The organism is Citrobacter amalonaticus, from assembly GCF_001559075.2.
GTDB classification, from domain to species: Bacteria; Pseudomonadota; Gammaproteobacteria; order Enterobacterales; family Enterobacteriaceae; genus Citrobacter_A; species Citrobacter_A amalonaticus_F.
In genome coordinates this window covers 3,013,146-3,039,444 of sequence record NZ_CP014015.2, presented here as the reverse complement: position 1 = coordinate 3,039,444, position 26,299 = coordinate 3,013,146, and the positions used below count along the sequence as shown (strand labels likewise).

General features: G+C 52.6%; 17 protein-coding genes and 1 pseudogene. 11 read left to right on the top strand and 7 right to left on the bottom strand.

Going from position 1 to position 26,299, the window contains the following annotated elements:
- Window positions 1–1,047, top strand: a complete 1,047-nt coding sequence (gene fbpC / locus AL479_RS14635) for a ferric ABC transporter ATP-binding protein (protein ID WP_061076577.1) — start codon at window positions 1–3, stop codon at window positions 1,045–1,047.
- Window positions 1,048–1,183: 136 nt separating this feature from the next.
- Here the strand turns inward: fbpC and mmuM are convergent, their stop codons facing one another.
- Window positions 1,184–2,116 carry a homocysteine S-methyltransferase gene (mmuM, locus tag AL479_RS14630; protein WP_105291764.1) on the bottom strand — a complete coding sequence of 311 codons (933 nt, stop codon included), beginning with the start codon at window positions 2,114–2,116 and terminating at the stop codon, window positions 1,184–1,186.
- Between the two features lie 392 nt (window positions 2,117–2,508).
- Here mmuM and AL479_RS14625 point away from each other — a divergent pair, with 392 nt between their 5' ends.
- The 6 genes from AL479_RS14625 (at window position 2,509) to lacA (ending at window position 10,515) form a co-directional block, all read left to right on the top strand.
- A complete protein-coding gene (locus AL479_RS14625) occupies window positions 2,509–3,285 on the top strand; it encodes an MBL fold metallo-hydrolase (RefSeq protein ID WP_061076576.1) in 777 nt (258 codons plus the stop codon).
- Between the two features lie 19 nt (window positions 3,286–3,304).
- Entirely contained in the window at window positions 3,305–4,261 is a 957-nt protein-coding gene (locus tag AL479_RS14620) for a GlxA family transcriptional regulator (RefSeq protein ID WP_061076575.1), read from the top strand.
- Window positions 4,262–4,295: 34 nt separating this feature from the next.
- Window positions 4,296–5,378: a LacI family DNA-binding transcriptional regulator gene (locus AL479_RS14615; RefSeq protein ID WP_061076574.1), complete on the top strand. Its 1,083-nt coding sequence runs from the start codon at window positions 4,296–4,298 to the stop codon at window positions 5,376–5,378.
- Between the two features lie 107 nt (window positions 5,379–5,485).
- Window positions 5,486–8,569, top strand: coding sequence for a beta-galactosidase (locus AL479_RS14610; protein ID WP_061076573.1), 3,084 nt, complete (start codon window positions 5,486–5,488; stop codon window positions 8,567–8,569).
- Window positions 8,570–8,620: 51 nt separating this feature from the next.
- Window positions 8,621–9,874 (top strand): MFS transporter, encoded by a 1,254-nt coding sequence (locus AL479_RS14605; RefSeq protein ID WP_061076572.1) that lies wholly within the window; start codon window positions 8,621–8,623, stop codon window positions 9,872–9,874.
- A gap of 29 nt (window positions 9,875–9,903) precedes the next feature.
- Window positions 9,904–10,515 carry a galactoside O-acetyltransferase gene (gene lacA / locus AL479_RS14600; RefSeq protein ID WP_061076571.1) on the top strand — a complete coding sequence of 204 codons (612 nt, stop codon included), beginning with the start codon at window positions 9,904–9,906 and terminating at the stop codon, window positions 10,513–10,515.
- 52 nt (window positions 10,516–10,567) lie between these two features.
- Here the strand turns inward: lacA and prpE are convergent, their stop codons facing one another.
- The 5 genes from prpE to AL479_RS14570 all read right to left on the bottom strand — a co-directional run bounded on the left by prpE (window position 10,568) and on the right by AL479_RS14570 (window position 17,016).
- Entirely contained in the window at window positions 10,568–12,454 is a 1,887-nt protein-coding gene (gene prpE, locus AL479_RS14595; protein ID WP_061076570.1) for a propionate--CoA ligase, read from the bottom strand.
- Window positions 12,455–12,493: 39 nt separating this feature from the next.
- The gene (locus AL479_RS14590; RefSeq protein WP_061076569.1) at window positions 12,494–13,945 is read right to left on the bottom strand and encodes a bifunctional 2-methylcitrate dehydratase/aconitate hydratase; all 1,452 of its coding nucleotides are present in this window, start codon (window positions 13,943–13,945) and stop codon (window positions 12,494–12,496) included.
- A gap of 39 nt (window positions 13,946–13,984) precedes the next feature.
- Window positions 13,985–15,154: a bifunctional 2-methylcitrate synthase/citrate synthase gene (gene prpC / locus AL479_RS14585; RefSeq protein WP_061077984.1), complete on the bottom strand. Its 1,170-nt coding sequence runs from the start codon at window positions 15,152–15,154 to the stop codon at window positions 13,985–13,987.
- A 108-nt stretch (window positions 15,155–15,262) separates the two neighbouring features.
- Entirely contained in the window at window positions 15,263–16,144 is an 882-nt protein-coding gene (gene prpB / locus AL479_RS14580) for a methylisocitrate lyase (protein ID WP_061076568.1), read from the bottom strand.
- A gap of 515 nt (window positions 16,145–16,659) precedes the next feature.
- A complete protein-coding gene (locus AL479_RS14570; RefSeq protein WP_071887634.1) occupies window positions 16,660–17,016 on the bottom strand; it encodes a hypothetical protein in 357 nt (118 codons plus the stop codon).
- Window positions 17,017–17,419: 403 nt separating this feature from the next.
- Between AL479_RS14570 and AL479_RS14565 the strand changes: the two genes are divergently transcribed.
- The 3 genes and pseudogenes from AL479_RS14565 to prpR all read left to right on the top strand — a co-directional run bounded on the left by AL479_RS14565 (window position 17,420) and on the right by prpR (window position 22,532).
- Window positions 17,420–18,673 (top strand): HlyD family secretion protein, encoded by a 1,254-nt coding sequence (locus AL479_RS14565; RefSeq protein ID WP_061076566.1) that lies wholly within the window; start codon window positions 17,420–17,422, stop codon window positions 18,671–18,673.
- Window positions 18,673–20,810 (top strand): annotated as a pseudogene (locus AL479_RS14560) (peptidase domain-containing ABC transporter). Before AL479_RS14565 ends, AL479_RS14560 begins: the two are co-directional and overlap by 1 nt.
- Before the next feature lie 126 nt (window positions 20,811–20,936).
- The gene (prpR, locus tag AL479_RS14550; protein WP_061076565.1) at window positions 20,937–22,532 is read left to right on the top strand and encodes a propionate catabolism operon regulatory protein PrpR; all 1,596 of its coding nucleotides are present in this window, start codon (window positions 20,937–20,939) and stop codon (window positions 22,530–22,532) included.
- A 78-nt stretch (window positions 22,533–22,610) separates the two neighbouring features.
- Here the strand turns inward: prpR and yahO are convergent, their stop codons facing one another.
- The gene (gene yahO / locus AL479_RS14545) at window positions 22,611–22,886 is read right to left on the bottom strand and encodes a DUF1471 family periplasmic protein YahO (RefSeq protein ID WP_043001665.1); all 276 of its coding nucleotides are present in this window, start codon (window positions 22,884–22,886) and stop codon (window positions 22,611–22,613) included.
- Window positions 22,887–23,713: 827 nt separating this feature from the next.
- Here yahO and AL479_RS14540 point away from each other — a divergent pair.
- Window positions 23,714–26,281 carry an autotransporter outer membrane beta-barrel domain-containing protein gene (locus AL479_RS14540; RefSeq protein WP_061076564.1) on the top strand — a complete coding sequence of 856 codons (2,568 nt, stop codon included), beginning with the start codon at window positions 23,714–23,716 and terminating at the stop codon, window positions 26,279–26,281.
- Window positions 26,282–26,299 lie beyond the last annotated feature (18 nt).

The following is a 26,299-nucleotide window of genomic DNA, read 5'->3' as shown; positions in this document are numbered from 1 at the left end:
ATGAGTCAGAAAAATTTCGTTGAACTGCGCAACGTCACTAAACGATTCGGCAGCAACACGGTTATCGACAATATCAATCTCACCATCCCACAAGGGCAGATGGTGACGCTGCTTGGCCCGTCCGGCTGCGGCAAGACCACCATTCTGCGCCTGGTCGCCGGTCTGGAAAAACCGAGCGAAGGACAGATTTTTATTGATGGCGAAGACGTCACCCATCGCTCTATTCAGCAGCGTGATATCTGTATGGTGTTCCAGTCGTATGCTCTGTTTCCGCATATGTCGCTGGGGGAAAACGTCGGCTACGGTCTGAAGATGTTGGGCGTGTCGCGCGCCGATGTGAAAACGCGGGTGAAAGAGGCGCTGGCGATGGTCGATCTGGAAGGATTCGAGGACCGCTATGTCGATCAGATCTCCGGCGGTCAACAGCAGCGCGTGGCGCTGGCGCGCGCGCTGATCCTCAAACCAAAGGTGCTGTTGTTTGACGAACCGTTGAGTAACCTCGACGCCAACCTGCGCCGCAGCATGCGCGATAAGATCCGCGAGCTGCAAAAGCAGTTCGATATCACCTCGCTGTACGTTACCCACGATCAGAGCGAAGCCTTTGCGGTTTCTGACACCGTGCTGGTGATGAACAAGGGGCATATCATGCAGATCGGTTCGCCGCAGGATCTCTATCGTCAGCCTGCGTCCCGTTTTATGGCGAGCTTCATGGGCGACGCCAACCTGTTCCCGGCCCACTTTAGCGAGGATGCCGTCGATATCTACGGTTATCGCCTCCCCCGCCCCGCGCATTTTGCATCCCAGGGGAATGGCACCGTGGGCGTACGCCCGGAAGCGATTACCTTAAGCAATCGCGGTGAGGAGAGTCAGCGCTGTGTGATTCGGCATGTGGCCTATATGGGACCACAGTATGAAGTCACGGTGGAGTGGCACGGACAGGAGATCCTGTTACAGGTCAACGCTACACGCCTGCAGCCGGATGTCGGTGAGACGTACTATCTGGAAATCCACCCCTACGGCATGTTTGTGTTAGCCGATGCGGCATGATAGTTCGTCGCCCGATGGCGGCTAACGCCTTATCGGGCCTACTTATCCGCTACAGCTGTAGGCCTGATAAGCGTAGCGCCATCAGGCAATTACAGTTGTAGGCCGGGTAAGGCATCCGCCGCCACCCGGCACAAACTCAACGTTGCGCGTTCAACGCGGCGATATCCTTTGGTGTGGTGCGACAGCACCCGCCAATCAACTTCGCCCCGGCAGCCTGCCACTGCGGCAGGTAATCCGCCAGGCGCACACATGATTCATCGTGGTGATGCCAGCTTTTGCTGCTCGCATCGTAATACTCTCCGCTGTTCGGATAGACCACCAGCGGCAGCGCCGTTATGCCGTACAGATGCTGCAAAGCGGCGGTGGCCTGTTCCAGGGCAATACAGTTGATCCCCATCGCCACCACCTGCGGATAATGTTCGAGAAACGTCACAACCTCGCGCAGCGGCGTGCCGTCGCTCAGATGCTCGCTATCGCGCAGGGTAAAAGAGAACCACACCCGCGCACGTGGATATGCGGTTAACAACGCCGCCAGCGCCTGAATCTCGGCAAAATTCGGTAGCGTTTCGCAGGCCAGCAGATCGGCCCCGGCATCCAGCAACGCCTCCACGCGCGGACGGTGGAACGTCTGAAAGGCTTCGCGGCTCAGCGCGTAATCTCCACGATACTCCGAACCATCAGCCAGAAACGCGCCGTAAGGCCCGACGGAACCGGCGACCAGCAGCGTGCCCGCCTGCGAATTTTCTGCCAGATACGCCTCACGCGCTTTACGCGCCAGTTCGACACTTTTACCAATCAGCGCTTTCGCCTGCGCCTCATCAAAGCCGCAGGCGGCAAATCCCGCTGGCGTCGCCTGATAGCTGGCGGTAATGGCGCACTGCGCCCCCGCCCGAAAATAGTCCAGGTGTACTTCGCGGATGAGCTCCGGGTTTTCCAGCAGGATTTTCGCTGACCACAGGCTGTCGGCCAGATGACACCCACGCGCTTCCAGCTCCGTCGCCAGTGCGCCATCCAGCAACAGGAAATCCTGCTTATCCAGAAGGGCGCTTAACGGATTATGTTGCGACATGATAAGGCTCCTGTTTTGCGAACGAGAACAGTCACCCTAACACAGCGCTAACGACGGGGATCCGCGCTCGCGCGCAATTCCCGACATACCGTTAGCGTTGCACCAGTCGCAAAAACCCACGCCGGGCGCTTAATGCAGGATCAGGAGTCACAATCAGATACAGAATGGGTCGCCAGCTCATAACGCCTCCACTTCAAGGGGTTATCTACACTCTGGCAGGGGAAATATCCTCCGGCGCTAAGACGAAAGTGGGAACGTTCTGTTACACCTCATGCCAACGGGTGAGGCAGACAATTGGCCCAATCCCATCGTTATTCGCCCATTTGCCCACATTCAGCTTCTGGTCAACACTCTACGATGACACCACTAGCCCCCTCACGTGGAGTATCACCATGAACATTACCCTTATTCGCAACGCCACCCAGTTGATTACCTTTGGCGGCAAAACCTTTCTTGTCGATCCGATGCTCGCCCCTCAAGGCGCATATCCCGGTTTTCCCGGCACGGCGCGGGCCGACATCCGTAATCCGACGGTGGAACTTCCGTGCGACATCGACACCCTGTTACAGGCCGATGCCCTGATTGTCACCCATCTCCATGCGGATCACTGGGACGAGGTCGCCGCAAAGGTCGTGCCGAAAGAGAAGCCGATTTATGTGCAAAACGACCAGGATGCGCAAATCCTGCGGGAACAGGGTTTCAGTCAACTCACCGTGCTGACCGACGATACCCGATTGGGTGAGATCTCCCTGCGCAAAACTGGCGGTCAGCACGGCTCCGACCGGCTGTACGCCATTCCCGCCATGGCTGAGCGGTTGGGCGATGCCTGCGGGATTATTTTCCAGCATCCACAGGAAAAAACGCTGTATCTGGTCGGCGATACGATCTGGCGCGATGAGGTTGAAGCCAATATGGTTTCTTTCCAGCCGGATGTGGTGGTCCTCAATGCCGGGTTTGCGCATGTGATCGGTTTTGGCGCCATTATCATGGGGGCAGAAGATGTGCTGAAAACCCACTTCGTTCTGCCCGACGCGCAGATTGTGGCGATTCACATGGAGGCGGTAAACCACTGCCTGCTGACACGCGCGGCGCTCAGGGAATACGCGCGCGATAACCAGATTGCAGAATATGTCCGGGTGCCGGAAGATGGAGAAACCCTGACGTTTTAATCCCCAGCCGAGGAGTGGTATGCGCCCCGTTACCGTCGCGATCGTCGCCGTTGAAGATTTTAGTCCGTTTCACTTCTCGGTGCCGTGCATCATGTTCAGTGAAAAAGCGGCAACGAAGAAACGCTTTGAGGTGCAGATTTGCGCTGAAGCCCCCGGCGTGGTCACCTCTGCGGAAGGCTTTTCCGTTACCGCCCGCCAGGGATTTGCAGCGATGACGGCGGCGGATATCGTGATTGTCCCCTGGTGGGGAACCCCCGCGCTCCGCCCGTCGCAGTCGCTGCTTGATGCGCTGGTTCAGGCCCGACAAAACGGCGCCCAGGTGGTCGGGTTATGCCTTGGCGCATTTGTGCTCGGTTACGCAGGACTGCTGGATGGCCGGCGCGCCGCCACCCACTGGGAGTTTGAAGCCGATTTTCAGACGCGTTTTCCCGCCGCGCACCTGGACATCAACGCCCTGTACGTCGACGATGATGGCATCATCACCTCAGCCGGTACCGCCGCCGCGCTAGACTGTTGTCTGTATCTCATCCGCCAGCGGTTTGGCAGTACGGTGGCGAATCAGATTGCGCGCCGGATGATTGTGCCACCGCATCGCGAGGGGGGTCAGGCCCAGTTTATTGCCCAACCGGTGGCGAAAAATACCCAGGATCAACGGATTAACGGCCTGCTGGACTACCTCCGCCAGCACAGCCACGAACAGCACGATCTGGATTCGCTGGCGCAAAAGGTGATGATGAGTCGCCGCACCCTGACCCGTCACTTTATGAAAGCCACTGGCTCAAGCGTTGCAGAATGGCTGATCAATGAACGTCTGCGCCGCAGCCAGGAACTGCTGGAATCCTCCCGGCTTCCCGTCGAGCGTATCGCCGGAGAAGTCGGGTTTCTGTCTCCGGTGACCTGGCGTCAGCATTTTAAGTCCCGCTTCGGCGTCAGCCCGGCAGAATGGCGAAAAACCTTTCAGGGTGTGGCATCATAGTGTGCAGAACACGTTGAATTCAGGGGTAAGAATTGTGAAACCGGTAACGCTATACGATGTTGCAGACCACGCAGGGGTCTCCTATCAGACCGTCTCCCGCGTGGTAAATCAGGCGAGCCACGTTTCCGCGAAAACCCGGCAAAAAGTGGAAGCCGCCATGGCGGAGCTGAATTACATCCCCAACCGCGTCGCCCAACAACTGGCCGGAAAACAAACGCCGCTTATCGGCGTGGCAACGTCCAACCTGGCGTTGCATGCCCCTTCGCAAATTGTCGCCGCCATCAAGTCGCGCGCCGACCAGTCCGGTGCCAGCGTGGTGATTGCCATGGTTGAACGTCACGGGGTCGACGCCTGCAAAGCGGCGGTACATAACCTGCTGGCGCAACGGGTAACAGGGCTGATTATCAACTATCCCCTTGATGAAGACGATGCCATCGCCGTCGCCGCCACCTGCGGTACTGTCCCCGTTCTGTTCCTCGACGTTTCTGATCTTTCCCCGATCAACAGTATTATTTTCTCGCATGATGATGGCGCACGACTGGGTGTTGAACATCTGGTCCAGAACGGCCATCAGCGCATTGCTCTGTTAGCTGGCCCTCGTTCTTCCGTTTCGGCACGCCTGCGCCTGGCGGGCTGGCATAAATACCTTGCCCGCTATCAGTTGCAACCGGTCGCAGAACAGGAAGGCGACTGGAGCGCGATGTCCGGTTTTTTGCAGACGCAGCACATGCTCAGCGCAGGCATCATCCCCGGCGCAATGCTGGTGGCAAACGATCAGATGGCGCTGGGCGCGATGCGGGCCATCAGTGAGTTTGGTCTGCGCGTGGCGAGTGACATTTCAGTGGTGGGTTATGACGATACCGAGGACAGCGCCTGCTACATCCCGCCACTCACCACCATCAGGCAGGATTTTGCGCTTCTCGGCCAGACCAGCGTCGATCGCCTGCTGCAACTTTCCCGTGGCGAATCCGCCCCCGGTAATCAACTGCTGCCGGTCACGCTGGTAGAACGAAAAACCGTTCTGCCGCCTGAAAAACAACACGCTTCCCCCCAGGCGCTGGCGGACTCGCTGATTCAACTGGCGCGTCAGATCGCGTTATTACCTCGCGCGGAATAATGTGAGTCAGTTCACTCATTAGACCCCTCAGGCTTTACAGCTTTCTGGCTTCCCTCGTATGTTGAATAAAATTGTGAGCGGATAACAATTATCAACAGGATACAGCCATGACATTCACTACGGATTCACTCGCCGCCGTACTGGCCCGACGCGACTGGGAAAATCCCGGCGTCACGCAGCTTAACCGTCTGGAGGCGCATCCTCCTTTTGCCAGTTGGCGCAACGCGACTGATGCGCGTAACAATACCTCCTCATCCTCTGTTCGCAGTCTGAACGGCGCGTGGAAATTCAGCTGGTTCGCCTCGCCGGAAGCCGTGCCGGAAAGTTGGCGTCTGGGCGATCTGGATGATGCCGATACGATCGCGGTGCCATCCAACTGGCAGATGCTCGGCTATGATGCGCCCATTTATACCAACGTGACCTATCCGATCCCGGTGAATCCGCCGTATGTGCCGCATGAAAATGCGACAGGATGTTACTCGCTCACATTTACTGTCAGCGAAGCCGAACGCCGCGATGGACAGACACGAATTATCTTTGATGGTGTGAATTCCGCTTTTCATCTCTGGTGCAACGGACGCTGGGTGGGCTACGGTCAGGACAGTCGTCTGCCATCTGAATTTGATCTCAGTGAGTTTCTGGTCAGCGGTGAGAACCGTCTGGCGGTGATGGTGCTGCGCTGGAGCGACGGCAGCTATCTGGAAGACCAGGATATGTGGCGAATGAGTGGCATCTTCCGCGATGTCTCCTTGTTAAACAAACCCGCCACGCAAATCAGCGATTTGCGCATCACCACCCACCTCAACGAGGATTTCAGCCAGGCAATATTTGCCGCCGAAGTCAGAATGCGTGGTGAGTGCTGTGACAGCCTGCGAGTGACCGTTCAACTGTGGGATGGCGATGTGCTGACAGGCGAAAGCACCGCCCCTTTTGGCAGCGAGATTATTGATGAGCGCGGTGCCTACGGCGATCGCACGACGCTGCGTCTGAATGTCGATCAGCCTTCACTGTGGAGCGCCGAAACACCGCATCTTTATCGCGCGGTCGTGCAGCTCCATACGGCTGACGGCACGCTGATTGAAGCCGAGGCCTGCGATGTCGGCTTCCGTCAGGTCTGCATTGAAAACGGCCTGCTGTTGTTGAACGGTAAGCCACTGCTGATTCGCGGCACCAACCGTCATGAACATCATCCTGAAAACGGCCAGGTGATGGACGAAGAGACGATGGTGCAGGACATCATTCTGATGAAGCAGAACAACTTTAACGCCGTGCGCTGCTCCCACTATCCGAATCATCCACGGTGGTACACGCTCTGCGATCGCTATGGTCTGTATGTGGTGGATGAGGCCAACATCGAAACCCACGGTATGGTGCCCATGAACCGCCTGACCGACGACCCAACCTGGCTGCCCGCCATGAGCCAGCGCGTGACGCGCATGGTGCAACGCGATCGCAACCATCCGAGCATTATCATCTGGTCGCTGGGGAATGAATCGGGCCACGGCGTCAACCATGACGCGCTGTACCGCTGGCTGAAATCAGAAGATCCGTCACGCCCGGTACAATATGAAGGCGGCGGCGCGGACACGGCGGCAACGGATATTATTTGCCCGATGTATGCGCGCGTCGATCAGGATCAGCCATTCCCGGCCGTGCCGAAGTGGTCAATCAAAAAATGGCTGTCGCTGCCCGGTGAACAACGCCCGTTGATCCTCTGCGAATACGCCCACGCGATGGGAAACAGCCTCGGCGGATTCGCCAAATACTGGCAGGCATTCCGCCAGTACCCGCGCCTGCAGGGCGGCTTCGTCTGGGACTGGGTCGATCAGTCGCTGATTAAATACGATGACGAAGGCAACCCATGGTCCGCGTACGGCGGCGACTTTGGCGACACGCCGAACGATCGCCAGTTCTGTATGGACGGGCTGGTGTTTGCCGATCGCACACCGCATCCGTCGTTGTTTGAGGCGAAACACGCTCAGCAGTTTTTCCAGTTCACGCTGCGACCTGGCGCGCAACGTCAGATTGAGGTCACCAGCGAATATCTGTTCCGCCATAGCGACAACGAGATTCTGCACTGGACCCTTACACTGGATGGCAACCCCATTGCCACCGGGGAGGTCACGCTGGATATCGCGCCGCAGGGTCGTCAGCTCATCACCCTGCCGGAGATTGCACAGCCTGACGCGGCAGGTCAGCTCTGGTTGACGGTGCGCGTGGAACAACTACAGGCAACCGCCTGGTCGCCTGCCGGACATGTCAGCGCCTGGCATCAGTGGCCGCTGGAAGAAAAACTGAATGTCCTCTGCTCACCACGCGCCAGTACGGCGCCACAGCTCAGCGTCAGTGACGCGGCCTTTCACGTGGCACTTCGCACGACGCGTTGGGAATTCTGCCGTCAACAGGGCACGTTAACGCAGTATTGGATTGGCGATGAAGCCCAGTTACTGACGCCACTGCACGATCAATTCACCCGTGCGCCGCTGGATAACGATATTGGCGTCAGCGAATCGACCCGCATTGACCCTAATGCCTGGGTCGAGCGCTGGAAAGCCGCCGGGCATTATCAGCTCCAGCCAGTACTGCTGCAATGCGATGCCCACGCCCTTGCCGACGCGGTACAGATCGCCACCGCGCACGCCTGGCAGTATCAGGGCGAAACCCTGTTTATCAGTCGTAAAACCTGGCGCATCGACGGTCACGGCGAAATGCAGATCACCGTTGATGTTGATGTCGCCAGCGGCACGCCGCATCCGGCGCGTATCGGCCTGACCTGCCAGCTGGCGCAGGAAGCAGAACGGGTGAACTGGCTGGGGCTTGGTCCGCATGAAAACTACCCGGATCGCCTGTCTTCTGCCTGTTTTGACCGCTGGGATTTATCACTGGATGAGATGTATACCCCTTACGTTTTCCCCAGTGAGAACGGCCTGCGCTGCGGTACGCGTGAACTGAAGTACGGTACGCACGTCTGGCGTGGCGACTTCCAGTTCAACATCAGTCGCTACAGCCAAAAGCAACTGATGGAGACCAGCCATCGCCATTTGCTGCAACCCGAAGCCGGCACCTGGCTCAATCTTGATGGTTTCCATATGGGCGTTGGCGGTGATGACTCCTGGAGTCCTTCTGTGTCACCGGAATATCAGCTGAGCGCCGGGCGTTATCACTTCCAGATTGTCTGGGGCCAAAAATAATAACAACCGGGCAGGCCAACGCCTGCCCGGTCGTCGCGTAAGGAAGTCCACATGCATTATTTGAAAAATACTAATTTCTGGATGTTTGGCTTTTTCTTCTTCTTTTATTTTTTCATTATGGGAGCCTACTTCCCGTTTTTCCCGATCTGGTTACACGATATCAACCACATCAGCAAAGGCGATACCGGCGTTATTTTCGCCTGCATCTCCCTGTTTTCCCTGTTGTTCCAGCCAATCTTCGGCCTGCTCTCTGATAAACTCGGCCTGCGTAAACATCTGCTGTGGATCATTACCGGGATGCTGGTAATATTCGCGCCCTTCTTTATTTACGTTTTTGGTCCGTTACTCCAGTTCAATATATTACTCGGCTCGATCGTCGGCGGGATTTATCTCGGTTTTATCTACAACGCCGGGGCTCCCGCCATTGAGGCTTATATTGAAAAAGCCAGCCGCCGTAGCCATTTTGAATTTGGTCGCGCCCGTATGTTTGGCTGTGTCGGTTGGGCGCTGTGCGCCTCAATCGCCGGGATTATGTTCACCATTAATAACCAGTTTGTTTTTTGGTTGGGTTCCGGCTGTGCGGTGATTCTGGCGATTCTGCTGTTCTTCTCAAAAGCGGATGCCCCCTCTTCTGCAACGGTTGCCGATGCGGTCGGTGCCAACCAGTCCGCCTTCAGCCTGAAGCTGGCGCTGGAGCTGTTTAAGCAGCCAAAGCTGTGGTTCCTTTCGCTCTACGTGGTCGGCGTCTCCTGTACTTACGATGTGTTTGACCAACAGTTTGCCAACTTCTTCACCTCATTCTTTGCGACGGGCGAACAAGGTACACGCGTTTTTGGCTACGTCACCACCCTGGGAGAACTGCTGAACGCCTCCATCATGTTCTTTGCACCGCTGATCGTGAACCGGATTGGCGGAAAGAACGCGCTGCTGCTGGCGGGGACCATTATGTCCGTGCGGATCATCGGCTCCTCATTCGCCACCAGCGCGCTGGAAGTCGTCATCCTGAAAACGCTGCATATGTTTGAGATCCCCTTCCTGATTGTCGGCTGTTTCAAATACATCACCAGCCAGTTTGAGGTGCGTTTCTCTGCCACGATTTATCTGGTGTGCTTCTGCTTCTTTAAACAGTTGGCGATGATTTTCATGTCCGTCTTTGCCGGCAACATGTATGAAAGCGTCGGTTTCCAGGGGGCGTATCTGGTTCTGGGGCTGATTGCACTGAGCTTTACGCTTATTTCGGTCTTTACCCTGAGTGGACCGGGGCCATTTTCCCGCGTGTTCACACCAGCAGGTAAACAAGTTTGACTGTCAGTGACAAGGATAGAATAGCGTCAATGAACGTTTCGATGAGAGACAGAATAAAAGCCGGAAAACTGTTTACCGATATGTGCGAAGGTCTGCCAGAAGAGAGGCTGCGCGGTAAAACGCTAATGTATGAATTCAATCACTCACGACCCTGCGAGACTGAAAAGAGGGAAAAACTGATTCGCGAAATGTTTGGCTCGGTGGGGGAAAACGCGTGGATAGAGCCACCGATCTATTTCTCTTACGGTACCCATATTCATGTAGGCGATAATTTTTACGCGAATTTTAACTTTACCATTGTGGATGATTACACGGTCACGATTGGCCATAACGTCCTGATTGCCCCCAACGTCACAATCTCTGTAACAGGGCACCCCATTCACCATGAATTGAGGAAATCGGGGGAAATGTTTTCTTTCCCGGTAACCATAGGTAATAACGTCTGGATTGGCAGCAATGTGGTGATCAATCCCGGTATAACGATTGGCGATAATTCGGTTATTGGCGCAGGGAGCGTCGTCACAAAAGACATTCCATCCGATGTGGTTGCCGTGGGAAATCCTTGTCGGGTGATCAGAACCATTAATGAAAGAGATAAAGAATATTATTTTAAAAATTATAAAGTTGAGCCGTCAGCTTAAGGGGTAATACCGGATGCACCGCTCACGCGGTGTATCCGGTTACGATACCAGATTACTCCTCGATGACCTGGCGGATTTGCTGCAGCGCCGCCGGATCGTCAAGCGTGGTGAGATCGCCCGGATCGCGGCCTTCGCAAATGGCCTGGATCGTGCGGCGGAGCATTTTGCCGGAACGGGTTTTCGGCAGTTGTGAAACAAACCAGACGTGGGCAGGACGACCAAAATTGCCAATCTGGCTGTCTACCAGCGCCATAATCGCCTTCTCTTCCGAATGCGCCACGTCGCTGTCCTCAAGGCTATCGCTCTGTTTGGGAATGACAAACGCCACCGCCACCTGCCCTTTCAGCGCATCTTTCACTCCGACCACCGCCACTTCCGCCACGTTCGGGTAACTGGAGATACTCTCCTCGATTTCCCGCGTGCCCAGCCGGTGCCCGGCGACGTTAATCACATCATCCGTACGACCAAGAATGAAGTAGTAACCATCGGCGTCGCGGATCCCCCAGTCAAACGTGGCGTACACCTGACGCTCGAACAGCGACCAATAGGTATTCACAAACCGTGCGTCGTCGCCCCAGATGGTCTGAATACAGCCGGGCGGCAGCGGCCCTTCGATGACCACCATCCCCTTCTCGTTGGCGCCGCAGGGTTCGCCGGTCGTCTCATTGAGCAACTGCACGTTATAGCCATACATTGGCACGCCGGGACTGCCCAGGCGTGACGGACGGTCATCCAGCGCTCGGGCCAGCGCCATAATCGGCCAACCGGATTCGGTCTGCCAGTAGTTATCGACAACCGGCACGCCCAGCGTTTCGGTTACCCAGCTTGCGGTCGGTTCATCCAGCGGCTCGCCGGCCAGATAGAGCACCTCCAGCGAGGAGAGATCGTGATTGCGGATCTGCGCGGTCGGGAATTTTTTCAGCACGCGAATGGCGGTCGGTGCCGAGAACATGCGGTTGACCTGATATTTCTCGACGATTTTCCACCACACGCCGCAGTCCGGATAGGTCGGCAGCCCTTCATACACAATGGTTGCCATCCCCGCCAGTAGCGGCGCGTAGACAATATAGGAATGTCCGACGACCCAACCGATATCCGACGCGCAGAAGAACACGCCACCCGCTTTACCGCCAAAAATGGTCTCCATGGAGGTCGCCAGCGCTACGGCATAGCCGCCGACGTCACGCTGCACGCCTTTAGGTTTGCCGGTGGTGCCGGAGGTATAAAGAATGCAGGACGTTTCATTGGATTCCAGCCACGTCACCGGCACCGTGGCGCCGAGATGCTGCTGGCGCAAAGTCGCAAAGTCGAGATCGCGACCGGTCACGCGCGCCATTTTCGCCAGTCCGCGATCCACCAGCAGCACCTGTTTCGGCTGATGTTGCGCCTGATCGATCGCATCATCGAGCAGCTTTTTGTAGGGCAACACTTTACCGCCGCGCGCCCCCGCATCGGCGGAGACGATCAGCACCGGCTTCGCGTCATCGATGCGCGCCGCCACGCTGTGCGAAGCAAAACCGCCGAACACCACCGAGTGGATCGCGCCAATCCGCGCGCAGGCCAGCAGCGTGATATGCGCCTCGGCGATCATCGGCATGTACACCAGCACCCGATCGCCGCGCTGCACACCGAGCGATTGCAGCATCGACGCCACCACGTTCACTTCGTCATATAGCTGACGGAAGGTAAAGGTGCGCTCCTCTTCGGTCTCGGATGAGACAGCGATCAGCGCCAGCGCATCCGGTTGTTTCTCCAGCCAGCGGTCAATGGCGTTATGACACAGATTGGTCGTACCGCCGCAAAACCAACGGGCAAACGGCGGATGGCTGTGATCCAGCGTGCGGGTAAACGGCTGCTGCCAGTCGATGCGCCGGGCCTGTTCGGCCCAGAATGATTCCGGTTGCGTAACAGAACGCTGATAAAATTCGCTAAAAGACATAACGCTCTCCTGTTGAACTTACGCCTGATGAAGCGGGTTCTAGATGACATAAAGGTCCATGTACTCATTGACCGGCATCTGCTCCAGGCACGTTCTGTCCAGGGAGACATCCAGGATGCGCTGCTGTTGGCGAGTCGGGAACTGGCGCGCCAGGTTAGTTTTGAATTTTTCGACCAGTTTCGGGATCCCGTCGGTACGGCGACGTGCATGGCCAATCGGGAACGCCACGACCACCTCGTCAAACTGCGAACCGTCAGTGAACTCCAAGGTAATGGCATTGGCGATAGCGCGTTTTTCCGGATCGTGATAGTCCGCGGTAAACGCCGGATCTTCAACACAACGGATCTTCTCGCGCAGGGAATCGATCCGCTTATCCTGCGCCACGCCGTCCTCATAATCCGCCGCCGTTAAGCGTCCGAACAGCAGCGGGATCGCTACCATATACTGAATACAGTGATCGCGATCGGCCGGGTTATTCAGCGGCCCCTGCTTATCGATGATGCGAATGCAGGCTTCGTGGGTGCGAATGGTCACTTTTTCGATATCCGCAGCGCTTTTACCTGCTGCCTGCATCTGCGCGTACAGCGTCATTGCCGCTTCAACCGCCGTCTGAGAGTGGAACTCCGCCGGGAAAGAGATTTTGAACAGCACGTTTTCCATCACGTAGGAGCCGTATGGACGCTGGAAGCGGAACGACTCGCCTTTGAAGGAGACGTCATAAAACCCCCAGGTTTTCGCCGTCAGTGCCGACGGATAACCCATCTCACCGGTTTTCGCCATCAGCGCCAGACGCACCGCGCGCGAGGTCGCATCGCCTGCCGCCCAGGATTTACGCGTGCCGGTATTCGGTGCATGGCGATAGGTGCGCAGCGACTGTCCGTCGACCCACGCCAGCGACACCGCGTTGAGGATCTCATCACGTGTCAGCCCCAGCAGCTCGGCGACCACGGCGGTGGAGGCCACTTTGACCAACAGAACGTGGTCGAGCCCCACGCGGTTAAAAGCGTTTTCCAGCGCGATACAGCCCTGAATTTCGTGGGCCTTAATCATCCCGGTCAGCACTTGTTTCATGGTCAACGGCGCTTTACCTGCCGCGACCGCGTTGCGCGACAGCCAGTCCGCTGTCGCCAGGATCCCGCCGAGGTTATCGGAAGGGTGGCCCCACTCCGCCGCCAGCCAGGTGTCATTGAAGTCGAGCCAGCGGATCATCGCACCAATGTTAAACGCGGCCTGTACCGGGTCGAGCTGAAACTGGGTACCCGGCACGCGTACGCCGTTGGGCACCACGGTACCCGGAACAATCGGCCCCATCAGTTTTTTACAGGCCGGATATTCCAGCGCTTCCAGACCGCAGCCCAACGTATCAAGCAGGCAGTAGTGGGCGGTGTCATACGCCACCGTTGAGGTGATCTCGTAGCTCATGACGTAATCCACGATATCAACGATTTCACGATCGAATTCCGGGCGAACATTTAAAATTTGAGCGGACATAAGGTACGTTTCCTGTTTTTTATCTTTAGAGGTAATGAATTACTGACGCTGATCGATCGGCACAAACTCACGATCTTCCGGGCCGGTATAGTTGGCGGAAGGACGAATGATTTTGTTGTCCTGGCGCTGTTCGATAATGTGCGCCGCCCAGCCGGTGACGCGGGCGATAACAAACAACGGGGTAAACATTTCGGTGGGAACGCCCATCATGTTGTAGGAGACCGCCGAGAACCAGTCGAGGTTAGGGAACATCTTCTTCGTCTCCCACATCACCTCTTCCAGACGATCGGCAATGTTGTACATCTTCAGCGAGCCGCCCTCTTCAGAAAGCTGCTTCGCCACGCGTTTGATTACCTGATGACGCGGATCGGCAATGGTGTAAACCGGATGACCAAAGCCAATCACTACCTCTTTGTTTTCCACGCGCTTACGGATATCGGCTTCAGCTTCGTCCGGCGTTTCGTAGCGCTGCTGAATCTCCAGCGAGACCTCATTCGCCCCGCCGTGTTTCGGGCCGCGCAGTGCGCCAATCGCGCCAATAATGGCCGAGTAAACATCCGATCCAGTGCCGGCAATCACGCGGCTGGTAAAGGTGGAGGCGTTGAACTCATGCTCGGCGTACAGCACCAGTGAAATGTGCATGGCTTTTTCCCAGCTTTGCGCCGGCTTTTCGCCGTGCAGCAGGTGCAGGAAATGGCCGCCGATAGAGTCGTCATCGGTTTCCGGCTGAATACGCTCGCCGTTGTGACTGTAGTGATACCAGTAGAGCAGGATAGAACTGAGCGAGGCCAGCAGCTTATCGGCAATATCACGCGCGCCGGAAACGGTATGCCCCTCTTTTTCCGGCAGCGTACAGCCCAGCGCCGATACGCCGGTGCGCATCACGTCCATCGGGTGCGATGCCGCTGGCAGCGCTTCCAGTACGGTACGGACGTTGGCCGGTAATCCGCGCAGCGCTTTGAGTTTACTTTTGTATGCCTGAAGTTCGTCACGGGTCGGGAGTTTGCCGTGAATCAGCAGGTGCGCGACTTCTTCAAATTCGCACTGCCGGGCGAGATCGAGAATATCGTAGCCGCGATAGTGAAGATCGTTACCGCTTTTACCGACGGTGCACAGCGCGGTATTGCCCGCCGGTACGCCGGACAGCGCGACGGATTTTTTAGGCTTAATGACATGGGTATTATTTTGCAGGATCGTTGTGTCGCTCATGTTGTCCTCGTCATTATTGTCATATGTAGGGTGCTGAGGTTTTTCGTCCAGGCCGGATAAACGCAGTGCCATCCGGCATTGCCTGATGGCGGCTACGCCTTATCAGGCCTACTGTTTGGTATACAACGCGTCGAGTTTCTCTTCGAACTGGTAGTAATTGATGCTTTCGTACAGTTCGTTGCGGGTCTGCATGATGTCGATGACGCTCTTTTGCGTCCCTTCCTGGCGCAGCACGTTGTAGACCTTTTCAGCAGCCCGGTTCATGGCGCGGAATGCCGAGAGCGGATAGAGCGCCATCGCCACGTTCGCACTGCGCAGTTCGTCGGTCGTAAACAGCGGCGTAGCACCAAATTCGGTGATATTGGCAAGAATGGGCACCTGGACTGCATCGGCAAACTGGCGGTACATCGAAAGCGCGGTGATCGCCTCCGGGAACAGCATGTCGGCGCCCGCTTCGACATAGGCCTGCGCACGATCGATCGCCGCGTCTAGCCCTTCCACCGCCAGGGCATCGGTACGCGCCATGATCACAAAGTTGGGATCGGTACGGGCATCCACCGCCGCACGAATGCGATCGACCATCTCCTCTTTTGAAACGATCGCTTTATTCGGACGGTGGCCGCAGCGCTTGGCGCCAATCTGATCTTCAATGTGTAGCGCCGCCGCCCCGGCTTTGATCATCGACTTCACGGTGCGCGCAACGTTAAACGCCGATGAACCAAAGCCGATATCAGCGTCCACCAGCAGCGGGAGCGGGCAGACGTCGGTGATGCGGCGAATGTCGGTCAAGACGTCGTCCAGGGTGGAGATCCCCAGATCCGGCAGTCCCAGCGAACCGGCCGCGACGCCGCCGCCAGAAAGATAAATCGCCTGATACCCGGCACGCTGAGCCAGCAGCGCATGGTTGGCGTTGATGGCGCCGACGATTTGTAAGGGGTTTTCTTTGGTGAGTGCAGCGCGAAATGCCTGACCCGGAGAATCCAGAGACATAGTCCATCCTCGTGTTATCAACTTGTAACTAACCGTTGAATCACATAAAGCAAGGGCTATGCCAACGCAGACATGAAGGTAATCATTATATTTTTATTCATTTTAAAACAAGGGATTATATTTCAGAATGGAAGAAAAAGTAAAAGAATGCAGATCCATTAGCGTTTCATGAAACGCTAATTACGTGTTTCATGAAACAGAAGTGAAACATCATAAAAAAGATGTCAGATACCAGAGATTTTCCGTCCCCAGAGAGAACATCACCTAATTTTATTGATTAATTTTAACAACCACTGGCTAAAGAAAAGCATTGTAGTGATGATTAATATAAATTTTGAGAATGTTTCAGGCGCGGAATACCAGAAATTCGGAAACGCAACATTTGCACCACTCAGGAGCGAGGACGATATAAATACAGATAACAGTATACAAAGCGCCTTTTTCATATTTTCCATTAGGTTATCCAGTACATTATTTTTGTTATGGAGGAGTTTCCTCCTCCATCATACTTAAAATCACTTACAGGTACCACCTATTCCACTTGAACTGCAGTTACTGTTAGCCCCAGAGCCTCCCCCATTACCATTCCCATGAGAAAAACAGCCACCAGCAAATGCGCCTCCTGTGATACCAACGGCAACTCCTGCCAGCCCTCCCAATGAACCTGCAATAGCGCCACCAATAATACCATTATTGCAATTCGTCACATCCTGACCTAAACCACCATAAAACCCTGAATTATTATTCCGTCCCTGATTGTTATAATTGCTGCCTCTGGAGCTAGAAGTATTCCTACCATTTTCATAATTAGAGTTAGCATTACCACCCGACACAAAATTTATTTCCGATATCGATAATTCACGAATACTCATACTCTCTCCTTTTTCAAAAACACTTACGAACACATTTCTCACTATTTTATATTTCACTATATTTCAAAGCGTAAAGACAAACATGTTCAATTTGAGATCTACGTTGCAAAACATTATGATCAATTAACTGATTATATATATCCACACAAAACATAAATAAATTATATAACAATTAAAATCCGCGATAAAAAATCACATCAGATTCATAAAAAACCAAAAACAATAAATTTCAACAATATTTAACACTTCAGTTCTAACTCCTCCGAATTTAAATAGAGAAAATATATAAAATCATCTAAAACTTGACAGCGATAAGATTTACCAGTTTACTACTAAAATAAAGTTTAGTCTAAAATCTAAACGGAAATATAAAATACATTCACAAAAAGCATAAGAATCACGAATGAAATTATTTAGAAAAGAAGTCATTGAAAATTTAAATAGTACGACATATGGGGGTGTGATCATCCCCACCTCATTCAGTCTGCTATTAAGTACAATAGCAACTATAGCATTAATAGTTTTAATTTCTATCTTTCTTGGCTTTGGTGAATACACTAGAAAAGCTCGTCTTACTGGCATTGTAATGCCATCATCTGGATTAATAAAAATAACACCACAATATAGTGGCTATGTAACTAAATTAACAATCCAGGAGGGTGAACATGTCCAGAAGGGGCAAGCTCTTTATCATATAAGTGGAGAACACTATGGCAGCAAAGGTACAGGGACTTTGGCTGCAATGAATCTGTCCTTACAAACACAATACTCCATGCTTTCCTCACAAAAAATGTTAGAACAACGAGATAATAACCAACAGCAACAGTCAATTCAACAGCATATTACATTAATACAATTACAAATAAAAAGCGGTGAACAACGATTACTATTAGCGAAACATCAAGCTGACTTATCTTCGTTAGTAGTAAGGCGTTACCAAAAATTAATAAATCAAAAATATGTTTCTGAAATTGAATATCAGTTAAAACAAATTGAATCAGCGTCAGCTAAAGAAAATGTGGAGAATCAGCGTCAGCTACTTCTACAACTACGGGCCTCTCTGGACAACGCAAGAGATGAACTAGCTCACTTGATTGTACAAGGTGAAAGTAGAAATGCCGAATTGAGCAGGCAGTTACAAGTAATAAAACAGCAGCAATTTGAGCTTGCAAGCCAAGAAAGCTTCACGTTAACTGCACCAGTGGCAGGAACTGTGGCAGCTATTCTCATTCGACAAGGGCAATCCGTAAAAGCTCAAGAACCAGTAATGTCGCTAGTTCCCGAAAATTCAGACCTACAGGTAGAACTTTACGCGACTAGTCAAAATGCAGGTTTTATTCAACCCGGCCAAAAGGTCGCTCTCAGATATACCGCTTTTCCTTATCAGAAATTTGGTGTCCAGTACGGAACCATTCTCGAAATCAGTCGAATAACGCTAGCACCTACAGATCTACTATCCATTTCACCAATGATCTGGAAAGTAAATGAGGGCCACTATCGTGTCATTGTAAAGCCTGAGCTTTCGCATATTCTGGCTTACGGGAAATATGAACCTCTTCGCCCGGGAATGACTTTAGAAGGCGATGTAAATTTGGATACCAGATATCTATGGGAATGGCTAACAGAACCACTCTGGAGTCTAAAAGGAAAGATTTGATGGAATCACTGAAATGGTTTGGGAAAAAATATCTCCCTGTAATACGACAGGCAGAATCTTCCGAATGTGGTCTTGCTTGTCTCGCTATGATTGCCAATTGGTATGGATTACGAACTGATTTATCTACTCTTCGTGGCCGTTTCAATATCGGCTCAAAAGGAATGACTCTACAACAATTAATGGAGTGTGCTACCGCTATTAATCTATCCTCACGGGCAATACGCTTAGATCTTGAAGAGCTAAAATCACTTAACCTTCCCTGCATACTTCACTGGAATATGAATCACTTTGTCGTACTGCATAGTATCAAAGGCCATAGATTAGTAATACATGATCCTGACAAAGGTAAAATTTCAATCAACCTATTAGAAACAGGGAAACATTTTACCGGAATTGCTCTCGAATTAATGCCAGTTGCTGACTTTAGCTGTCGAGATGAAAGAAAAAAAATACGACTACGTCAACTAACAGGTAAAACACCTGGATTATTTTCGTCTATGTTATGCATCATGACCTTTTCGCTAGTGCTCGAGGCAATCACTTTGGGAGGGCCTCTTATAAATCAAATTGTTATTGACGATGTTTTAGTCGCATCAGATAAAAATCTACTGACTGTCATTTTAATTGCACTACTTCTACTTTCGCTAACTCAATTATTGATATCACTTGCCCGGCAATGGGCTAGTATTGCGTTATCCGTTAGTTTTAATATGCAGTGGACAGCTAATATTTTCCATCACCTAATTCGGTTATCCCTAACCTGGTTCGATGCCAGAAGCATAGGAGGAATTAATGCTCGCTTTAGTGCAGTGAACAATATTCAACAAGCATTAACAGTGCAAATTTTAGAAGGTATACTAGATGTTCTTTTGGTCATTACCTCTCTAGGTATGATGTTATTATATAACACTACAATGACTTTTATTGTACTTTTGGCAGCGTTGTTTTACGGAGTATTAAGAGCACTTTGGTACCCATCTCTACGACAAGCAACGGAAGATACTTGGGATGCCGAAACACAAGAATCTGGCCATTTTCTTGAAACACTAAGTGGTATATTGAGTCTTAGAATTAATGGTGTAATACCGCATAGAGAAGCTGCCTGGCTCAATCTAAATGTTGAGCGTAGGAACGCTCAACTACGCCAAAGCAGACTAATGATGGGATTTGACATAGCTAGCACCCTAACATCTAGCTTAGTATCAACAGTAATTCTATGGAAAGGTGCCAATGAAGTTCTGAACGGCACTTTTACGGTAGGGATGTTTGTTGCATACCTTTCTTATCAAACACGTTTCTCTTCCAGTGCCAGCAGCCTGATCAATTCATTTTTTTTATGGCGGATGTTAGATGTCTACAATGAACGACTAGCAGATATTGTAATGACACCGCAGGAAGGCTACGCTAATGCAAATAATCCTACTCTTCCAGGTATTGTACCTCTCCGTGAATTCACAAATTCATCCCCCTCTGCCATAATGAAAACTGAATTACCTCTGGTATTGGAACACCTAACCTTCAGTCATAAGGGTATAAACAATCGTATAATTAACGATATATCAATGACACTTAGCCCAGGAGAAGTCGTCGCCATTACAGGTAAATCTGGATGTGGAAAATCAACCTTGATACAGCTAATTTTAGGCATTTATGCACCTGATGCGGGTACGATCAAAACATTAGGAATTCCTAATTCTCATCCAAACTACTTTCAAGTTCGCCAACACATTGGTACAGTACTTCAAAATGAGCATCTATTTCGTGGGTGTATTGCAGATAATATTATTTTTTTCCATGAAGATAATAACTTTGAACGAATGCTCCAATGTGCACAACTCTCCCTAATTCATGATGAAATAATGAAGATGCCAATGGGCTATCAAACATTAGTTGGAGAGGGGGGGGAGGTCTTTCTGGAGGGCAGAAACAAAGAATACTGTTAGCAAGAGCACTATACAAGCAACCTGCCTTTTTATTGCTAGATGAAGCTACTAGCCATTTAGATATAGAAAGTGAGATTCTCATCAGTCAAACACTCCGTCAATCTGGAATTCCAGTGTTATTGATAGCTCACCGCCCAGAAACTCTCGCTTCTGCAGATCGTATATTGATTATGGATAAAGGAGAACTAAGGTAGATAACTGATTAATTCAATAAAAAAGCGTGTCAGCTAACGTTTCATGAAACGTCCCGACCGGTTTCATTGCAACAATTATGAAACAAGACTACACCCAATACTCTGTCCTTTTATTTTGGATTGGCTATGGCGACGACAAATCTTCCCCCGCGGGTGAATGATGACAAACCGGTTATCTGGACGGTCTCGGTGACGCGACTGTTCGACCTGTTTCGCGACATCAGCCTCGAGTTCGATCATCTGGCGACCATCACCCCAATCCAGCTCGGTTTTGAAAAAGCGGTGACCTATATTCGTAAAAAACTGGCGACCGAACGCTGTGATGCGATCATCGCCGCCGGATCAAACGGCGCGTATCTGAAAAGTCGCCTGTCGATACCGGTGATCCTGATCAAACCCAGCGGGTTTGACGTCCTGCAGGCACTGGCAAAGGCCGGGAAACTGACCGCCTCTATTGGCGTGGTGACCTATCAGGAAACGCTGCCAGCGCTGATGGCCTTTCAAAAAACCTTTAGCCTGCAACTGGAACAACGCAGCTATATTACCGAAGAAGATGCGCGCGGGCAGATCAACGAGCTGAAAGCGAACGGCATTGAAGCGGTGGTTGGCGCGGGGCTTATCACCGATCTGGCGGAAGAGGCCGGTATGACCGGCATCTTTATCTATTCCGCCGCCACGGTGCGCCAGGCCTTTAGCGATGCACTGGACATGACTCGCCTGACCCAGCGTCGCCACGGCCATTATGCCTCCGATCAGGCGCTGCACACCCGCTATGAGCTGGGGGATATTCGTGGCGAGTCCGCGCAGATGGAGCAGGTACGCCATACCATTATGCTGTATGCCCGTTCATCCGCCTCCGTCCTGATTCAGGGGGAAACCGGCACCGGGAAAGAACTGGCGGCCCAGGCCATTCACCGCGAGTTTTGTACGCGTCCGGGCACGCGCGGCGACAAAACGGCGCATCCGTTCGTCGCGGTGAACTGCGGGGCGATCACCGAATCGTTACTGGAAGCGGAGCTGTTTGGCTACGAGGAAGGCGCCTTCACCGGATCGCGACGCGGTGGCCGTGCCGGGCTGTTTGAAATCGCCCACGGCGGAACGCTGTTTCTCGATGAAATCGGCGAAATGCCGTTGCCGCTGCAAACCCGACTGCTGCGCGTGCTGGAAGAAAAAGAGGTCACCCGGGTGGGTGGACATCACCCCATTCCGGTGACAGTGCGGGTGATTAGCGCCACCCACTGTAATCTGGAAGACGAAATGAAACGGGGGCAGTTTCGTCGCGATCTGTTTTATCGCCTGAGTATTTTACGTCTGTCGTTACCGGCCCTGCGGGAGCGCCCCGCTGATATCCTGTCACTGGCGGAAGGGTTTCTAAAACAGTCGCTGGCCGCGCTCTCCGTACCGTTTACCGAGTCGGTACGCGCCGGACTGGCGCAGAGCGTCTGCGTGCTCTGGCAATATCACTGGCCGGGAAATATTCGCGAATTGCGCAATATGATGGAACGGCTGGCGCTGTTTTTAAGCGTTGAACCGATGCCACAACTGGACGTGCCCTTATTACAGCAGCTATTGCCGGAACTGGCGCAAAGCAAATCGCCGTCATCCCTTTTGCCTTCCGCTACGCCGCAGCAGGTGCTGGCGCAGTTTAACGGTGATAAACGTGCCGCTGCGCGTTATCTGGGGATTAGCAGAACCACATTCTGGCGGCGGCTGAAGGAATGAACTGCCGGATGGCGACACACAGCGTCTTACCCGGCCTGCAACCGTCACCAGGCCAGTGCCATCCGGCACGCTTACAGATTACTTTTTCTTGTAGATATTGGCAGTGCCATGAATTTTATTGTCGGTTTGACCCGAGGTCAGCACGACCACATCAGCCCCTTTCTCATCTGCTTTTTTGAGCAGATCTTCTTTCGCATCCTGAGTGGACGTTTCATTGCTGGTATTGATATTACCAATCAGGGTGTACTGCGACTCCACCTTCTCAAACTCAGCCTTTGTTAACAGCTCCGCTGCAAACGCATTTGTCGCCACAAAAGCCAACGCACCAATCAAGAGTTTATATCCAGTTTTCATAGAAAAGCTCCAGGTTATGTTATGACGCTATCATCACCGCTGAATCCATGTCGCTGTTCAGGGATGATTAATAACTAGTTCAGCTTTCAGGAAAAATCCAGAGCCCTTTCAGTGATATGTTGCTTTTGTGGTTTCAGCCTGATCAGAACTTTTTTTTGCGTTCTACGGTAACGTTAAGTCACTATCCGTGTATAAATAAAAAAATGATCAACACCCCTGTCTTTTAATAAATCACACATGGATGCATGAATATGAATAACCTTGCTCAGGACAACCCCACTTAAGATTATTATTAAAACCTCTTCTGACTTATTGGTAATAATCTCAAAGCCAACAAAAAATATTCAGATTAATACCAATGTAAAAATTGACATTCATCAAAAAAATGACAGTTAAGCAGCCTGAAATCCTTAGGTAAAATTATTACCATACGTAATTAAAAACGTTAAACCGATATTCATACTAATGTTAAGCCTTCGCATCTATTCAGTCTGCCTTATCGAAACTCTCATCTATCTTGTTGTTTTTATCTTTATATTTGCACTATTCCTGGATGAGAAGCCAAAAACAATAAACATTGATAATCAAATAATTAGCAACCACTTAAACATTTTCACTCCGTTAACGACGGTTAATAGACTCAACCTATCAATAGCGAATACAAGCCTACGGTAAAACGATTACGCTATATCGCCTGCGACAAATAATATTAAAAATCATCAGAATTTTATTTACATGAGCAACCCCACAAATGGCCGTGTATTCAGGACTGGCTTTTCTTGCTCATGCCGCGGCGTAATATTTGAATCTTAAGGAAGAGTCAATATATGAAAATAAATGCACAAAAATTCCCTGAAACACTATTAGCCATTGCAATTTCCATTGCCTTAACGTCCACCGCAACAGCCAAAAATAATATTACTCCGCCAGCGGGAATAAATGACACGGTCATTATTAATAATGACCAAAGTATTACGCTTTCCACCACGGAAAATACCGATCCCGCGTGGGATAACTTCCGCAGTCTCTGGGTCGGTGATAACTCTGACGGCTCGCTACTGATCGATGGCCGTGATATTGCCACCGCCGCCGGTATGATCGGTAATGGCGCGAACGGCAGCGTGACGCTGACGAATGGTGCAACCTGGACACTGGACAATCTGAATCTGGTACTCGGGACCCATGATGGTTCAGGAACGCTGCTGGTGAGTAACGGCAGTAAAATCAGCGGCATTGATGAACTGCGCATTGGAGAATATGCCGCAAACGCGCAGGGAACGGTGACCATCGATGGCGCAAATTCGTCTGTCTCATCCGTCTGGAGCGTGGTTGGCGATCAGGGGCGTGGCAACCTGGTGATTACCCGCGGCGGTTCCCTCTCCTTAAGCGAGCACATGAACATCGGCTACGTCGGCAATACGAGTAACACCAGTCGTAATGGCTACGGTGTCACCCTCGTGGACGGTGAAAACTCGCTGCTGGATGTGACCGAAGGTATTTACCTCGGGGGGTTCGCAACAACCCCTAATGACGCCACCGGGATTCTCACCGTCAGCAATGGCGCAACGGTCCGCTCGGGTAACTTAATCTGGCTGGCGGTGGGAGAAGGCAGTACCGGTATCCTGAATATTGGCGGCGCAAAGGGAGAAGCGCAACAGGCCGCGGGAACGCTGGACCTGCCGAGGATCCACCTTGGCAACACCGGCGGTATGAACACAGCGGAACTCAACTTTAACCATAACAGCGACGACTTCGCGCTCTCGGCCAAAATCACAGGCACCGGTGAAGTGAACCATGTCGGCTCAGGGACAACCACGCTGACAGGCGCCAACACTTACCAGGGCCTCACTCACGTCGCAAGCGGCACGCTGCGCGCTGGAGTAGAAAATACCCTGAGTGCAAGATCGGATTACCGCGTGGACAGCGGCGCGCAGCTGGATCTTAACGGTTATTCGCAGACCCTGAATTCGCTGGAGCTGGCCGGTACAGCGATACTCTCTTCCCCGTCGCAGGTAAAAGCGGCCTTTACCCCGACCACAATGACGATTAACGGCGATTACACCGGCAACAACGGCCTGCTGGCCTTACGCACCGTGCTGGGCGATGACCTTTCGGCGACCGATAAACTAGTGGTTCGCGGAGATACCAGCGGCACCACGCGCGTCAGCGTCAGTAACGCCGGCGGTAACGGAGCCGCGACGACTGAAGGTATCCGTATTATCGACGTTGAAGGCGTTTCAAACGGTACTTTTGTGAAAGAAGGCCGTATCGTGGCGGGCGCCTATGACTACGACATTGTGAAACGGGATAACCAGAACTGGTCTCTGACCAGCGTGGCCTTGCCTGGACCGATTCCACCAACACCGCCGGTTGAGCCGAAAGAGCCAGAGGTTCCCGCACCTCCGACACCGGCAGGTCCGCACCAGTATCGCCCGGAAACCGGCAGCTATCTGGCGAATATCCTTGCCGCCAACACGCTGTTCACCACCCGTCTTCACGATCGTCTGGGTGAAACCCAGTACACCGACGCGTTAACCGGCGAGCAGAAGGTCACCAGCCTGTGGATGCGCCACATCGGCGGACATAACCGCTTCAAGGACGGTTCCGGGCAGATCAGCACCCAGAGCAACCGTTATGTGATGCAACTGGGCGGTGATATCGCGCAATGGAGCACCGACGGTCTCGATCGCTGGCATCTGGGTCTGATGGCCGGTTACGCCAACAGCAAGAGCCGCAGCCACTCCAGCCTGACCGGCTACACCTCACACGGGGAGATCAGCGGCTACAGCGCGGGTCTGTACGGCACCTGGTATGCCAACGACGCCGATAAAACCGGTGCGTATGTCGATGGCTGGATGCTCTACAACTGGTTTGATAACACCGTGTCCGGACAGGGCCTGGCGTCTGAAAAGTATGACTCGGACGGCATCACCGCCTCTGTCGAAACGGGCTACACCTGGAAACTGGCCGAATTCAGCGAGCGTAATGCGCTGTACATCCAGCCTAAAGCCCAGATCACCTGGATGGACGTGCAGGCCGATACTCACGTTGAGAAAAACGGTACCCGGGTGGTGGATAAAACCGACGGCAATCTGCAAACGCGACTGGGCGTGAAAGCCTATCTGCAGGGGCATAACGCCATGGATGACGGCAAAGACCGCACCTTCCAGCCGTTCGTCGAAGCCAACTGGATCCACAACACCAGCAGCTACAGCGTGAAGATGGATGACATCAGCAACGACGTGAAAGGCAACCGCAATATTGGCGAACTGAAAGTGGGCGTTGAAGGCCAGCTTAACCAGCGTCTGCAACTGTGGGGCAACGTCGCCCAGCAGATTGGCGACAACGGCTACAGCGATACTCAGGGAATGTTAGGCATCAAATATAGTTTCTGATCCCCCAAACCAATAAAT